The sequence below is a fragment of the Pseudorhodobacter antarcticus genome (assembly GCF_900110135.1).
GTDB lineage: Bacteria > Pseudomonadota > Alphaproteobacteria > Rhodobacterales > Rhodobacteraceae > Pseudorhodobacter > Pseudorhodobacter antarcticus.
Genome location: NZ_FOCO01000059.1, coordinates 1 through 14,870 on the forward strand (window position 1 = coordinate 1; position 14,870 = coordinate 14,870).

The window sequence follows — 14,870 nt, forward strand, 5'->3', positions numbered from 1 at the left end:
CTAAACGATCCAACCACCACCACAGACAAGCATTTCAAAATGCTTGTCTGTGGCTCTTGTTTCGCACAAAAGCTGGGACCTTCATAAGACAAGCGTTCTGACCGGAGTGTGGCCGACCACCCCGCTTGAGATATTCAAGGATATAATGGACAATCGCCTCTAGCGCTGTATGTGCCGCGATGATGGCCATTTCGACGGAGGAGTCGCGCGCCATGGTCGAGGCGCGATAAAAACCGATGGTTTGGCGCAGCGCCCGACGTTTGGCAGTGTCGGCCATAGCTGCAACAAACCCCGAGTATATGTCGGCCAGTTGGTTTTGAATCTCGATGTCAAACCAGTTTGTACGACGTTTTTTCACATCCCCAAACGCGAACGCATCGTTTGGGGAAAACCCCAGCAGGCCGAACGCCTGTTCGCCGTCATCATTCAGGGCAAGCACGTTGCCAATGCCCGCGTGCGAGCCTTTTAAGAAGGTCATGAAGGTGATCAGGTTGGAAAGCGTCGAAAACAGCTTTGCGGATTCAAACCGTCCCTGCGCTTTTAGCAGACAAGCGTTGGCACCTTTTGCCGTGAATCGCAGGATTTCAAAGCTTAGAGTTTCAGTTTCGGTAAGTTGGATTGGCTTATCCAAGAAAAACGGCGGTGACAGTATTACGGCACTGAAGTTGTTGATTGTCTTGGTATGCCCTAATTCCAACGGTTCTCGGGTTAGGCAGGCCTCAATTATCGTATCAGAATTGGACCCATACTGAAATTTTGTTACGATAAGTGCAGTGTTCTGCGCAGTACCGGGGATGCGGAAAAACGCGTCAGCGCCGGAAAACAGTTTGCCAATAAGCGCGGTTTCATCATCCATGAAGCCGCCCAAATGAAACCTTGGGCTCCACCTTTCATCGTATGACACTGGGATGGTGACGGGCCCCAAGTCGGTGCCGCATAAGTTTAGATTTTCCACCGCAATGGTGAACTGCGGCAGGGGCGTGTCTGTGTCGAACTGATGGGGCGATAGCATGTTCAAGGCCTGTGAGTGGGTGCTAGTTGTGATGATGCCCCTCTATTCCCCGCGCGGAAAACGCTTGTTTTCCTCTAGCACGTTCAGGTCCATGTGGTTGCGCATGTAGCGTTCAGACGCTTTTTTCAGGGGCTGAAAATCCCACGGGTAATAGCCGCCGATGCGCAGCGCCTCATAGACCACCCAGCGGCGCGCTTGGCTTTCGCGCACGGCCGCATCGAACGCCTGCAAATCCCACCGCGCCTCGGATTTGGCGCGCAGGGATTGCAGGGTGCCTGCATGGGCGGGGTCGCCTGCAAGGTTGGTCCGCTCATCCGGGTCGGCGTCCATATCGAACAATTGATCGGGGTCGGCCAAACAGCGGGTGTATTTCCACTTGCCATAGCGCAGCATCACGAGGGGCGTGATCGACCCTTCGGCGGCATATTCAATCGCCACGGGGGCGGTGCGTTCTGCGCCTTTTGCCAGCGGCAGCAAGCTGGTGCCATCGGTCCACGGCATCACCGCAGACATATCAATCCCGGCCAGATCGCACAGGGTGGGGGTGACGTCGATGGTCGACACCGGCGTGGTTTCCAGATGTGGGTGCAGGCCGGGGGCGCAGACCATCAAAGGCACCCGCGCGGACCCTTCAAAGAAGTTCATTTTGAACCACAGCCCCCGGTCGCCCAGCATATCGCCGTGATCGGAGGCAAAGATGATGATCGCCTCTTGGCGCGTATCGTTCAGCGTTTGCAGGATTTCGCCGATTTTATCGTCGATATAGGAAATATTGGCAAAATACCCTTGGCGGGCGCGGCGGATGTGTTGGGGCGTGATGTCGAATTTATCGGTGTCACACGCGTCGATCAAGCGTTTTGAATGTGGGTCTTGATCGGCATAGGGAATCGCTGCGGGCGCGTCGAGATGTTTGCAATCATCATACAGGTCCCAGTATTTGCGTCGCGCCACATAGGGGTCGTGCGGGTGGGTGAAGCTGACGGTCAGGCACCATGGGCGCGCCGCCGCATCATCCGATGTGCGCGACAAATCAAACAGTTTTTGCCGCGCCTGATGCGCCACATCATCATCATATTCCAACTGGTTGGAAATTTCCGCCACGCCTGCGCCCGTGACGGACCCGAGGTTGTGATACCACCAATCAATCCGCTCGCCGGGTCTGCGGTAATCCGGTGTCCAGCCGAAATCGGCGGGGTAGATGTCGGTGGTCAGGCGGTTTTCAAACCCGTGCATCTGGTCGGGGCCAACAAAATGCATTTTGCCCGACAGCGTACATTCATAGCCCGCACGGCGCAGATGGTGGGTGAAACAAGGGATATCGGACTGAAATTCCGCCGCATTGTCATATACACGGGTGCGCGACGGCAATTGGCCCGACATGAAAGACGCCCGGCCCGGCGCGCAAAGGGGCGAGCCGGTATAGGCATTGGCAAACCGCACCGAGCGCGCGGCCAGTTTGCGCAAGTTCGGCGCATGCAGCCAATCGGCGGGCCCATCGGGGAACAAAGTGCCGTTCAGCTGGTCCACCATCAAGATCAAGATGTTCGGTTTGGTCATTGCGCGCGCCTTTTCATGCAGTGTCGTCCTGTGTGTGCGCCTGTGATGGCGCGGGACGCAAGGGCGCTCTGTTCCTTTTGCGACCTGATTTTTGGGGGCAGGGACGGAAAGGTATTTTTACCAAGATGAATTGGGGCAGGTCGCGCGCGTTTTGGGGCGCATTTTTGAGCCGCGCGCGCAAGATTTTTGGGCGACCGCATTGTTTTTGCGCCCAAGTTTTTTGGTGCAAGGGGGATATGGGGCCACCCAAAAGGCGGGGCGGCGGTTGTGGTTTGGGGATTGATGGTCTATTTGCGACGCACACTTGTTGATTAGCGGCAATTTTTTTGGCGCGGGCACCTATAAATAACACGTTTCAGGCAAAAGAAAATGTTGCTTGAATGAATTTATGAGGGTTTATTGACTGAGCAAACAACAAAAATAACAGCCCAAGCGCTGACCATAGGGAGAAAACGATGACCAAGGACAAAGTGATGAAAGACGATCTTGCAAAGCTGATTGATCAGATTGATGCCGCGCGTTTGAACCGCCGCGGGTTTATGGCAGGGGCCGCTGCGGTGGCGGGGATGGCGGGCATGCCACGCATGGCATTTGCGCAGACCGGCACGCCGAAAAAGGGCGGGCATTTGAAGCTGGGCCTTGGCGGTGGTGAAAGCTCCAACAGCCTTGACCCGGCCCTGACGCTAAGCCAAGCGCCCTATAACGTCATGGCCCATATTGGTGAGCCGCTGGTGCGCGTGCATCCCGATAACAGCCTGGACATGCGCGTGGCCGAGGAGCTGAGCGCGAGCCCGGATGCCAAGGTTTGGACGTTCAAAATCCGTCAGGGCATCAAGTTCCACAACGGCGCCACGCTGACCGCCGATGACGTGCTGAAAACCATGCAGCGCCATTCGGATGAAAAAGCGACCTCGGGCGCGCTGGGCATTATGAAAGGCATCGCATCTATGCGGGCCGAAGGGGATATCTTTGAAATCACCCTGACCGATGCCAACGCCGATTTGCCATACCTGATGGCCGACCGTCACTTGCTGATCCAGCCCGGCGGCGGCATGGAAAACCCGGCCGATGGCATTATGTCCGGCCCTTACAAGATCGTGGTGAACGAACCCGGCGTGCGCCACACGTTTGAGCGTTTTGCCGATTATTGGGACGACAGCATCGGCCATTTCGACACCACCGAGATTTTGATCATCAACGATGTCACCGCGCGCACATCGGCGTTGCAGTCGGGCCAAGTCGATATGGCCAACTTGATTGACCCCAAAATCGCGGAATTCTTGGCGCGTGCGCCCGGCGTGACGCTGGCGCAGACCCAAGGGCGCGGGCAAAACGTGTTCGTGATGCATGTCGACACCGCACCCTTTGACAATGTCGATCTGCGCCTTGCGTTGAAATACGCGATTGACCGGCAGGAAATGCTGGACAAGGTGCTGCGCGGCTTCGGGTCCATCGGGAACGATATTCCGATCAACGCGGCCTACCCTTTGTTCGATGAAACGATCCCGCAGCGCGAATTTGATCTGGAAAAAGCGGCGGAACATTACAAGAAATCCGGCCATGATGGCAGCCCGATCATTCTGCGCGTGGCTGATACCGCCTTCCCGGGGGCTGTCGATGCGGCGGCGTTGTTCCAGCAATCCGCGCTCAAGGCGGGCATCCCGTTGGAGCTCAAGCGCGAGCCGAATGATGGCTATTGGTCCGAAGTGTGGAACAAGCAGCCGTTCTGCGCCAGCTATTGGGGCGGCCGCCCGACCCAAGATCAGATGTATGCCACGGCCTATATTTCATCGGCCGAATGGAACGACACCAAGATGAAAAACGACCGTCTTGATGCGCTGTTGATGGAGGCGCGCGCCGAGTTGGACCAAGACAAGCGCAAGGCGCAGTACCGCGAAATGGCGGATTTGGTGCGCGATGAAGGCGGCTTGATCTTGCCAATGTTCAACGACTTCTTGGACGCCTATTCCGAAAAGGTCGCGGGCTGGGTCAACAACCCCAACGGCGATATGATGAACGACCAAGCCGCGTTGAAGTGCTGGATGGCCTAAGGGTGCATCCCGTCGTAAAACTGATTGCCCAGCGTCTTGCGCTGGGCATGCTCCTCCTTCTCGCCGCATCCGCGCTGATCTTTGTGGGAACGCAAATTCTGCCGGGTGACGTGGCGCAATCTATTTTGGGCCAATCGGCCACACCGCAATCGCTGGCCAACTTGCGCGCTGAAATGGGGCTGAATGAACCGGCCCTGTCGCGGTATTTTTCGTGGCTTTTCAATGCGGTGCAGGGTGACCTTGGGGTCGCCCTTAGCAATGGCCAAGACATTGCATCCTCGATGGGCAAGCGCCTGTCGAACACGCTGTTTTTGGCAATATGCGCCGCCATTGTTGCCGTGCCGCTGGCCATTATTCTGGGGCTGATTGCCGTGCGCTATCAAGGGCGCTGGCCGGACCGGGTGATTTCCACGGTGACGCTGGCGACCGTTTCGGTGCCGGAATTCCTGCTGGGCTACATCGCGATGTTCTTTCTGTCGGTGCAGTTTCGTATCTTTCCCTCGCTGGCCACCGTGTATGATGGCATGACCTTGCTGGAACGGTTGAACGCGATTGCGCTGCCCGTGATCGTGCTGGTTCTGGTGGTCCTTGGCCATATGATGCGCATGACCCGCGCCGCAATTTTGAACGTGATGCAGTCCGCCTATGTCGAAACCGCGGAACTCAAGGGCCTGCGCAAATTCACCATCATCGCCCGCCATGCCCTGCCCAATGCGATCGCGCCTGTGGTCAATGTGGTCATGCTGAACCTGGCTTATCTGGTGGTGGGCGTGGTCGTGGTGGAGGTGGTTTTCGTCTATCCCGGCATGGGCCAATATTTGGTGGACCATGTGTCCAAACGCGATGTGCCGGTGGTGCAGGCCTGTGGGCTGGTGTTTGCCGCCGTCTATATCGGCCTGAATTTGGTGGCTGATATCGTCTCCATCCTGTCAAATCCGCGCTTGCGGCATCCGAAATGAAGGGGGGCGTTTGATGCGTATTCCACTCGCCGCCGCCCTTGGGTTGTTTTTCACTGCGCTTTATTTTGGCGCGGCCATTTTCGCCGCTTGGATTGCGCCTTATGGCGCTGCCGAAATCATCGGCGACAGTTGGGAAAGCTGGTCTTGGGCGCACCCCCTTGGCACCGACAGCATCGGGCGCGATTTGCTGTCACGCATGATTTGGGGCGGCCAAACCACCATTTTGATCGCCACGCTGGGCACGCTGATTTCCTTTTCGCTCGGCTCCACCTTGGGGTTTTTGGCGGCGGTCAAAGGCGGTTGGGTCGATCAACTTCTTAGCCGGATGGTGGATTTGATGATGTCCATCCCGTCGCTGATTTCCGCGCTGGTTGTGCTGTCGGTGATGCCCGTCACGCTGCCCGTGCTGATCTTGGTGATGGGCATATTGGACGCGACCCGCGTGTTCCGCCTATCCCGCGCGGTCGCCGTGGACATCACCGTGATGGATTATGTGGAGGCGGCGCGGTTGCGCGGCGAAAAACAACTGTGGATCATTTTCCGCGAAATCCTGCCCAACGCGCTGTCGCCCCTGATCGCCGAAATGGGCCTGCGGTTTATTTTCATGGTGCTGTTCATCTCCACCCTCTCGTTCCTTGGGCTTGGCGTGCAGCCCCCCATGGCCGATTGGGGCGGCATTGTGAAGGAGAACAAGGAGGCGATTGTTTACGGCGTCCCCGCCGCCCTCGTCCCCGCCTTTGCCATCGCCACGCTGGCCATTTCCGTAAACTTGGTTGCCGATTGGGTGCTAAACCGCACCAGCAGCCTGAAAGGGGGCCGGGGATGACTGCATTGCTAGAGGTCAAAGACCTAAAGATCGAAGCGACCGCCTATCCCCCAGGTGAGTCGCCGCGCAATATCACCATCGTCCAAGGCATTTCCTTTGCGGTGGAAAAGGGCAAAGTGCTGGGTCTTATCGGCGAATCCGGGGCGGGCAAATCCACCATCGGTCTGTCGTCGATGGCGTATGGTCGTGGCGGCGTGCGCATCACGGGCGGCAGCGTTTTGGTCAATGGCGTCGATGTGCTGCAAGCGGGGTCCGCGGGCCTGCGCAGCCTGCGGGGCCGAGAGGTGACTTACGTCGCCCAATCTGCTGCCGCTGCGTTCAACCCCGCGAAAAAGCTGATGGAACAAGTGATTGAAGCAACCCTGCACCACAAGTTGATGAGCCGAGAGGAGGCAGAGGCCCGCGCCATAACCCTGTTTGCCCGCCTTGGCCTGCCAAAGCCCGAAACCATCGGCAACCGCTATCCGCACCAAGTGTCGGGCGGCCAATTGCAGCGCGTGATGACCGCGATGGCGCTGTGCCCCAAACCCGATCTGGTGGTGTTTGACGAACCCACAACCGCGCTGGACGTCACCACCCAAATCGAAGTGCTGGCCGCGATCAAAGAGGCGATTGCGGAAACTGGCGTCGCCGCCCTTTATATCACCCATGATCTGGCCGTGGTCGCCCAAGTCGCCGATCACATCATGGTGCTGCAATCGGGGGAAATGGTGGAATACGGCACCACCGACCACATCATCAACCGGCCCACGATGGATTATACCAAGGCGCTGGTGTCCGTGCGGTCGATTGAACATGTGGAAAAATCGGGCGGCGACCCGGTGCTGTCGATCAAAGGCATCACCGCACGCTATCGCGGCACGAATTTCGACGTGCTGAAAGATATCACACTGGACCTGCCCGCGGCGCAAACCCTTGCTATTGTGGGCGAATCCGGGTCCGGCAAATCCACCCTTGCGCGCGTGATCACGGGGCTGTTGCCCCCCTCCGCAGGGTCGATCACCTTCAACGGCCGCACCCTTGCCCCCGATTTCGAAAAACGCCCCCGCGACGATCTGCGCGAGGTGCAGATGATCTATCAAATGGCCGATGTCGCGATGAACCCGCGCCAAACCGTTGGCACCATCATCGGCCGCCCGCTGGAGTTTTATTTCGGCCTGCGCGGGGATGAAAAAAAACAGCGCATCCAAGAGCTGTTGGACGAAATTGAAATGGGTGAAGGGTTCCTCGACCGCTATCCCGCCGAACTGTCGGGCGGCCAAAAACAACGCGTCTGCATCGCTCGCGCATTGGCCGCCAAACCCAAACTGATCATTTGTGACGAGGTGACATCGGCGCTGGACCCCTTGGTGGCCGACGGCATCCTCAAACTCCTCCTCAACCTGCAAAAGACCGAAAACGTCGCCTATCTGTTCATCACTCACGACCTTGCCACCGTGCGCGCTATCGCCGACAGCATCGCGGTGATGTATCAAGGCCGCGTGGTCCGCTATGGCCCGAAAACCGACGTGCTCTCGCCACCCTTTGATGATTACACCGATCTTCTCCTCTCCTCCGTGCCGGAAATGAAACTGGGCTGGCTGGAACGCACAATCGCGAACCGCAAGATGGAGGCGGCAGGGAACTGACCCCCAATTCGCCTTGGCTTAAATACCTCCTTTCCGTCCCCTCCCCACAACGCGGACCCAAGCCATGCAAAAACTGCTCCTCATCCTGCTCGACGGTGTGCCTTACCGCAATTGGCGGCGTCTGTTTGGCAATCTGGAAGGCTGGGTGGCGTCGGGCGATGCGCAGGTCTGGCGCATGCGGTCGGTGCTGCCTTCCACCTCTGCGTCTTGCTACGCCAGCCTGCACACAGGCACCCCTCCGCAGGTCCATGGCACATGGGGCAATGATGCGGTCAAACGCCTGTCCCAACCCGATATTTTCAGCGAGGTGCGGCGCGCGGGCGGCATCACAGGGGCGGTCGCGCACAGCTTTTGGTCCGAATTTTTCAACCGCGCGCCGTTCGATCCGGTCCGCGATCTGGAATATGATGACCCCGCCAGCACAGCCATCAACCATGGCCGTTTTCACACGATGCAGGGTTATAATCTGATCAACCAAACCACGCCTGCCGACCCCGATCTGTTTGCCACCCTGACCATGTTGACCGAACGCCACGCCCTGCATTACGGCATGCTGCACACTTGCACGTTGGACAGTATGGGCCACCGCTTCGGCCATGATTGCTTGGAAATGGACGATGCCTGTTACCGCATGGACCACCAGCTTGCCCCGTGGATCGACCGCTGGCGCCGCGCGGGGTATGAGGTGATCGTAACCGCCGACCACGGCCAGTCGATGCGCGGCCACCACGGCGGCGCGGGCGAGGATCAGCAAGATTTCGCGCTGTATTATTTCGGGGCGGCTTCCGGCCCCCGCGCCGACACGGTGCTGGACCAACTTGCGCTGGCCCCCACGATTTTGCACCGCATGGGCGTGCCCACGCCCCTCAGCATGACCAAACCGCCGTTTCTAACCCACCCGTGACGCGGGCGTGATCGGGGGCTGGCGCGCCACCTCATCATGCAGCCACGCGCAAATGGCGGCAAGGCGGGGGCTGCGCGCCGCCTCAGTTGGACACACCAGCCAATAGGCAAATTGTGATGGCACCAGATCGGCAAAGGGCCGCACCAACCGCCCGTCGGCCAGCGCATCCACCACCAACGGCTCACGCCCCAAGGCCACGCCAAACCCGCTGATTGCCGCTTGCACCACCATGTTGGACTGCCCAAAACGCCGGGTGCGGGCAGGGCGGGGCAGGGTGACGCCCAATTCGCGCGCCCAATATTCCCAGGTTGGCGGCGTGCCCCCGATATCGGCCAGATCATCATAAAGCAGCGTGTGGCGGGCCAGATCGGCCACGACGTTCAGCGGCAATCGGTCCAACAACCCCGGCGCGCAAACCGGAAACAAGCGTTCCGCCATCAGCTTTTCCACATGCAGGCCCGCATAGCTGCCAACACCATAGCGGATGGCCAAATCCACATCATCATCGGTGAAGTTGGCCATCGCATCGGTGGTCAGGATGGACACGGGGATATCGGGGTGGCGCTGGTCAAAATGGATAAGGCGCGGAAACAGCCAATTTACCGCAAACCCCGGCAGGCAAGACAGGCCAATCGCGGGGGCCGTGCTGTGGGCGTTGCGCAGATCATGGCACAGGCTGGCGACACGGCCAAACCCTGCGGCCACCGCCGCCGCAAGGTCCGCGCCCGCATCCGTGGGCGTGGCGCGTCCCGCGCGGGTGATCAATTGGCACCCCAGCCATTCCTCCAGCGCTTTGACCTGTTGGCTGACCGCACTTTGGGTCACGCCCAACTCTTCGGCGGCGCGGCCAAATCCGCGCAGGCGGGCCACGGATTCAAACGTGCGCAAGGGACCAAAGGGCAAATTGGCTTTCATATTAGCCACGCTGAACCAGTGCCTAATGGGTGTCAAGCGCGCGTGCCCTGCGGGCAGCCTGCGGCGCAGGTATTTTTACCAAGATGAATTTGGGTGCGGTTCAAACCCCGTGCGGGGCAATGATGATTTTGCCGGTGGATTGGCGAGATTTGAGCAGGTCGAGCGCCGTTTGGCTGTCGGACAGCGGCAAGCGGTGGCTGATATGGGGGCGCAGGCCGCCGCTTTCATACCAATCAAATATCGTGGCAAGGCCGCGCGACAGGGTTTGGGGGGCGAACTTCAGATAGCCCCCCCAGTAAAGCCCGATCACGGTCAGGTTTTTCACCAACAGGTGGTTGGCAGGGATTTGGGGCACCTCGCCGCCCGCAAAGCCGATGGGGATCAGCCGCCCTTCTGGATTGGTGGCGCGCATCGCCTGCGTGAACGCCGGGCCGCCGACCGCGTCATAAACGACATCGACGCCGCCAAGCGCGATCAGCGCATCGCGCAAATCAGGCGCTGTGCTGTCGATTACATGGTCCGCGCCGGCATCGCGCGCCACGCGCAGCTTGTCCGCCCCCCGCGCCGTGGCGATCACCCGCGCGCCCATCCGCTTGCCAATTTGGACCGCCGTGAGGCCCACACCCCCCGCAGCGCCCATCACCAACAGTGTTTCCCCCGGTTGCAACCGAGCGCGGTGGTCCAACGCCAAGTGGCTGGTGCCATAGGCGATTTGCAAAGCGGCGGCATGGTCGAACGGCATCGCATCTGGAAGGGGCGTGCAGCGGTTCGCATCAAAGCAGCCCCATTCCGCCAGCCCGCCTTGCCCCGAAAATACCGCCACGCGCGCGCCGATCTGCAGCGTGTCCACGCCCTGCCCCAAGGCGGCGACAACGCCTGCAAGTTCCATCCCCAGCGTAAAGGGCGGCGCGGGGCGATCCTGATAGGTTCTGGAAATCATAAGCAAATCTGCGAAATTCAACCCGCAGGCCATGATTTTAACCAGCACTTGCCCCGGCCTGGGGACAGGCTGCGCGATACTGTGCATCCGTGCTGTACCGTCAGCCCCCAGTTGAAACGCGCGCATGGTTTGCCCTTTTGATGTTCTCAATCGTTCTGTGTTAATGGTTTTTGGGGGATGTGGCCAGCCCCAGCCCCAGCCCTGAACTGTTGCATATTGCAAAGATAAGGGTTGAATCGTTGCAAATTGCATTGCAATATGCAAAACACTTTTGTCGCGAGTGGCCGCCGCATTGGGCATCCTTTGGGTGTCGTGCCGCAGCCCTGCAAACCCCTATTCATCAGGATAGGGCGACCTGTCTAAATGGTCAGGTCCTGGTTGGAAATTTGTGAAAATGACGGGTTTTGTTGGAATTTCCCATTATTGGCACGGTTCTTGCTTGTACAGTGGTAAGACAGTGTAAATTTTGCAGGAGTACCCGATGAAACACCCCGTAGACGCCCATGTGGGCAAGCGTATTCGCCATCGCCGTTGGATGGTGGGGATGACGCAGCAACAGCTTGCGGACCAAGTGGGCATTAAATTTCAGCAAATCCAAAAATATGAAACCGGGATGAACCGGGTGTCCGCATCGCGGCTTTGGGATGTGGCCGATGCGTTGGGCGTGGCGATCAGCTTTTTCTTTGAAGGGTTGGATGATGCGCGCGAGGTGCCGCGCGGCGTTGCAGGCGATATGATGGCGGATAAAGAGGCGCTGGAACTGGTGCGGTCTTACTATGCCATCCCCGAGGCGCAGCGCCGCCGCCTGTTCGATTTGGCCCGCGTCCTCAGCGAGGCGGCCTAACCCGCCTTCAGCATGGTCTTGACCGGGGCGCGCGCAGGCGTTAGCCCCGCTTTGGGCCATTTGGGGTTTATATGCTGTCGTCCTCCGAAATCGCAGACATTCGCGCCACCGCCGCATCCCTTGCCGATGTCGCCCGCGTGCAAACCCTTGCCCATTTCCGCAAACCCGATTTGCACGCCGACACCAAAGAGGCGGCGCGCTTTGACCCCGTTACCATCGCCGACCGCGAATCCGAGGCAGCGATGCGTGCAATTCTGGCGAAAGCCCGCCCAAATGACGCGATTTTGGGTGAGGAGTTTGGCGCCACCCCCGGTACATCCGGCCTGACTTGGGTTTTGGACCCGATCGACGGCACGCGGGGCTACATCTCCGGCACGCCCACTTGGGGGGTGCTGATTTCCATCGCGGACGATACCGGGCCGTTGTATGGCATTATCGACCAACCCTATATCGGTGAACGGTTTGCGGGCGGTTTTGGTGCGGCCCATGTCACCGGGCCGATGGGCCATGCCGCGCTGAAAACCCGCGCCCCCCGCGCGCTAAATCAATCCATCCTGCTGTCCACCTTCCCCGAGGTTGGCACGCAGGTCGAAGGCGACGCGTTCCGCCGCGTGGCCGCCCATGCCCGCCTAACCCGTTACGGCATGGATTGCTACGGCTACGCCCTGCTGGCAGGTGGCCATGTGGATTTGGTGATCGAGGCGGGCCTGCAAGCGTACGACGTCCAAGCCCCCATCGCGGTCATCACCGCGGCAGGCGGCATTGTGACCAATTGGCAAGGCGGCCCCGCGCATCAGGGCGGCCAAGTCATTGCGGCGGCGAACGCAGATATCCACGCCGCCGCCATGGCCCTGCTTAACGACTAACTTACCAATGGCCGATGTTGGGGGCCGATGCCCATGGCTCGGCCGCGGCCAGCGCATCGCCCTTTTGCAACAGCTCGATCGACACATTGTCGGGACTGCGCACAAAGGCCATATGCCCGTCACGGGGTGGGCGGTTGATCACCACACCATTAGCCGCCAAATGCGCGCAAACGGCATAAATATCATCCACCTCATACGCCAAATGCCCGAAATGCCGCGCATCCGATGGCAAACCGTCATCGCCATCCCAGTTATACGTCAACTCCACCGGGCATTCGGGCTGTCCGGGGGGCGACAGGAAAATCAAACTGAACCGCCCCTTTTCGCTGTCCATCCGCCGCGTTTCCTCCAATCCCAACAACTTGTAAAACGCCAAGGATTTCTCAAGGTCCAACACGCGCACCATCGTGTGCAAATATCTAATCGCCATCATAGTCTCCTTCATTGCTGCCCCAACTATAGCCCCCGCACGCCCATTGACCACCCCTTCGCCTTGCCGAAAGGTGTTCGCCACGATATGCCAATCCCAAACCCATCAAACGAGGTCCCCCATGCCCCTGACCGACGACCAACGCGCCGAGATTGAGGCGACCCGCGCCACCCCCAAACCCACCCTGCGCGCCGTATCCGAAGGGATGGAGGCGCACATGTACCGCGCGCATGAGGTGCTGGACCACGGCTTCATCCGCGTGATCGACTATATGGGCGATGATACCGCCATCGTACAGGCCGCCCGCGTCTCCTACGGCGCTGGCACCAAACATGTGTCGAATGACGAAGGGCTGATCCGCTACCTGATGCGCCATTGGCACTCCACCCCGTTTGAGATGTGCGAAATCAAACTCCACGTCAAACTGCCCGTCTTTGTGGCCCGCCAGTGGATCCGCCACCGCACCGCCAACGTCAACGAATACTCCGCGCGGTACTCCATTTTGGACCGCGAATTCTACATCCCCCACCCCGACCAACTCGCCGCGCAATCTGTGGTCAACAACCAAGGCCGCGGCGCCGTGCTGGAAGGCGAGGAGGCCGCGCGCGTGCTCGACATGCTCAAACGCGACGCCAACACGGCATATGATCACTACGAGGCGATGCTGTCGCCCACCCAAGCGGACGGCAGCCCCCAACAAGGGCTGGCCCGCGAACTGGCGCGCATGAACCTGCCCGCCAACATCTACACCCAATGGTATTGGAAGGTGGATTTGCACAACCTCTTCCACTTCCTGCGCCTGCGCGCCGACGCCCACGCCCAATATGAGATTCGCGTCTATGCCGATGCAATTTGTAAAGTGGTCGCCGATTGGGTGCCAATCGCGTTTGCCGCGTTTGAGGATTACCGGATGGGCGGGGCGACCCTTTCGGGGAAGGCTATTGAGTGTGTGCGCCGGATGCTGAAAGGCGAGGAAGTGACGCAGGAGAATTCGGGGATGTCGAAGGGGGAATGGCGGGAGTTTATGGGAGTGGTTGATGTTTAATCCCCCCTATGACGCGTCTACTTGGATACCCTACTTTGAAGTGCTTCTGGAACTAATTCGCGCAATCGCATGGCCCACAGCGGTTATAATTGCTGCTCTTCTCTTCTCGAAAGACCTGAAGTCACTTTTGCCGAGAATAAAAAAGGTCGGTCCTGCTGGGCTTGAGCTCGAAACTGTCCATCAAAATAGTGAAGGTCTATCCGAAGTGCGGTCTACGGCTGTTTCGGAGTCGCCTTTGGGAGAGTTGACTGACGCGGAGGCTAAAAGAATAGAAGAACGCAATGAACGAGAGCTACAAGCGTTTCCCGAGGAGCACCATTTAAAAATCTTGCTTAGAGCACTAACGATGCAAGAACTCTACCGATATTTTGCGCTGGCCTATGCAAACATTTTTACAAGTCAGATAATATTACTCGAAATATTGAATAGTCGTAAAATTGGGCATGAAGAAGCAGACGAGTTGTTCAAGTCGGTTCAGGCAAATCACGATCAATTGAAAGATTGGAAACTTGAAACATACATGCGATTTTTGTTGAACTGGAATTTCATCAAAGACTTGGAAGGCACTTATGGGCACCTCTATAAATTGCCCCACCGCCCACACTGCGGTATGGTGGGACAGTGAACTGGCGGTGGGGATGCGGCGATGGCGCAGATGGGTTTTTTCGATCTTTCGGACCGTTACGCGAGTCTGGATGCCAAGAAGGACCCGCTGGTCGAGATTGACACCGTCGTGCCGTGGGAGGAGTTCCGTCCCACCCTTGAGCGAGCCTGGCGCAAGCCGGATGCGGATCGCAAGTCCCGCGCGGGACGCAAGCCGATGGACGCGGTTTTGATGTTCAAGACGCTGGTTCTGAGCGCGCTCTACAACCTTTCCGACGACCAGATCGAAT

15 protein-coding genes are annotated in these 14,870 nt (G+C 58.8%); 10 read left to right on the plus strand and 5 right to left on the minus strand.

Annotation, left to right across the window (positions count from 1 at the left end):
* Positions 1–34 precede the first annotated feature (34 nt).
* On the minus strand, positions 35–856 hold the full coding sequence (locus BMY36_RS17400; RefSeq protein ID WP_050519353.1) for a hypothetical protein: 822 nt from the start codon (positions 854–856) through the stop codon (positions 35–37).
* Positions 857–1,054: 198 nt separating this feature from the next.
* Positions 1,055–2,569 carry a choline-sulfatase gene (betC, locus tag BMY36_RS17405; protein WP_050519354.1) on the minus strand — a complete coding sequence of 505 codons (1,515 nt, stop codon included), beginning with the start codon at positions 2,567–2,569 and terminating at the stop codon, positions 1,055–1,057.
* 473 nt (positions 2,570–3,042) lie between these two features.
* Between betC and BMY36_RS17415 the strand changes: the two genes are divergently transcribed.
* From BMY36_RS17415 to BMY36_RS17435, 5 genes are all read left to right on the plus strand, one after another.
* On the plus strand, positions 3,043–4,620 hold the full coding sequence (locus tag BMY36_RS17415) for an ABC transporter substrate-binding protein (protein ID WP_050519365.1): 1,578 nt from the start codon (positions 3,043–3,045) through the stop codon (positions 4,618–4,620).
* 2 nt (positions 4,621–4,622) lie between these two features.
* The gene (locus BMY36_RS17420; protein ID WP_050519356.1) at positions 4,623–5,579 is read left to right on the plus strand and encodes an ABC transporter permease; all 957 of its coding nucleotides are present in this window, start codon (positions 4,623–4,625) and stop codon (positions 5,577–5,579) included.
* Between the two features lie 13 nt (positions 5,580–5,592).
* Positions 5,593–6,405, plus strand: a complete 813-nt coding sequence (locus BMY36_RS17425) for an ABC transporter permease (RefSeq protein WP_050519357.1) — start codon at positions 5,593–5,595, stop codon at positions 6,403–6,405.
* Complete coding sequence (locus tag BMY36_RS17430; RefSeq protein ID WP_050519358.1) at positions 6,402–8,033, plus strand: ABC transporter ATP-binding protein; 1,632 nt, start codon at positions 6,402–6,404, stop codon at positions 8,031–8,033. The genes BMY36_RS17425 and BMY36_RS17430 overlap by 4 nt, the downstream gene beginning before the upstream one ends.
* A gap of 64 nt (positions 8,034–8,097) precedes the next feature.
* The gene (locus BMY36_RS17435) at positions 8,098–8,937 is read left to right on the plus strand and encodes an alkaline phosphatase family protein (protein ID WP_050519359.1); all 840 of its coding nucleotides are present in this window, start codon (positions 8,098–8,100) and stop codon (positions 8,935–8,937) included.
* Here BMY36_RS17435 and BMY36_RS17440 read toward each other — a convergent pair.
* Positions 8,923–9,852 carry a LysR substrate-binding domain-containing protein gene (locus tag BMY36_RS17440; protein WP_050519360.1) on the minus strand — a complete coding sequence of 310 codons (930 nt, stop codon included), beginning with the start codon at positions 9,850–9,852 and terminating at the stop codon, positions 8,923–8,925. The genes BMY36_RS17435 and BMY36_RS17440 overlap by 15 nt on opposite strands.
* 100 nt (positions 9,853–9,952) lie before the next feature.
* The gene (locus tag BMY36_RS17445; RefSeq protein ID WP_050519366.1) at positions 9,953–10,918 is read right to left on the minus strand and encodes an NADPH:quinone oxidoreductase family protein; all 966 of its coding nucleotides are present in this window, start codon (positions 10,916–10,918) and stop codon (positions 9,953–9,955) included.
* Positions 10,919–11,273: 355 nt separating this feature from the next.
* Here BMY36_RS17445 and BMY36_RS17450 point away from each other — a divergent pair, with 355 nt between their 5' ends.
* Together BMY36_RS17450 and BMY36_RS17455 are read left to right on the plus strand one after the other, a co-directional pair.
* Positions 11,274–11,636 carry a helix-turn-helix domain-containing protein gene (locus tag BMY36_RS17450; protein WP_050519361.1) on the plus strand — a complete coding sequence of 121 codons (363 nt, stop codon included), beginning with the start codon at positions 11,274–11,276 and terminating at the stop codon, positions 11,634–11,636.
* 71 nt (positions 11,637–11,707) lie between these two features.
* Complete coding sequence (locus BMY36_RS17455; protein WP_050519362.1) at positions 11,708–12,502, plus strand: inositol monophosphatase family protein; 795 nt, start codon at positions 11,708–11,710, stop codon at positions 12,500–12,502.
* A gap of 1 nt (position 12,503) precedes the next feature.
* On the opposite strand, the gene BMY36_RS17460 is transcribed toward BMY36_RS17455, so the two are convergent.
* Positions 12,504–12,932 (minus strand): VOC family protein, encoded by a 429-nt coding sequence (locus BMY36_RS17460; protein ID WP_050519367.1) that lies wholly within the window; start codon positions 12,930–12,932, stop codon positions 12,504–12,506.
* A 121-nt stretch (positions 12,933–13,053) separates the two neighbouring features.
* Between BMY36_RS17460 and thyX the strand changes: the two genes are divergently transcribed.
* The 3 genes from thyX to BMY36_RS17475 form a co-directional block, all read left to right on the plus strand.
* Entirely contained in the window at positions 13,054–13,977 is a 924-nt protein-coding gene (thyX, locus tag BMY36_RS17465; protein WP_050519363.1) for an FAD-dependent thymidylate synthase, read from the plus strand.
* A complete protein-coding gene (locus BMY36_RS17470; protein WP_050519364.1) occupies positions 13,970–14,602 on the plus strand; it encodes a hypothetical protein in 633 nt (210 codons plus the stop codon). The genes thyX and BMY36_RS17470 overlap by 8 nt, the downstream gene beginning before the upstream one ends.
* 21 nt (positions 14,603–14,623) lie before the next feature.
* Positions 14,624–14,870, plus strand: a 247-nt coding sequence (locus BMY36_RS17475) for a transposase (protein WP_139194124.1), incomplete at its 3' end; no start/stop codon positions are given.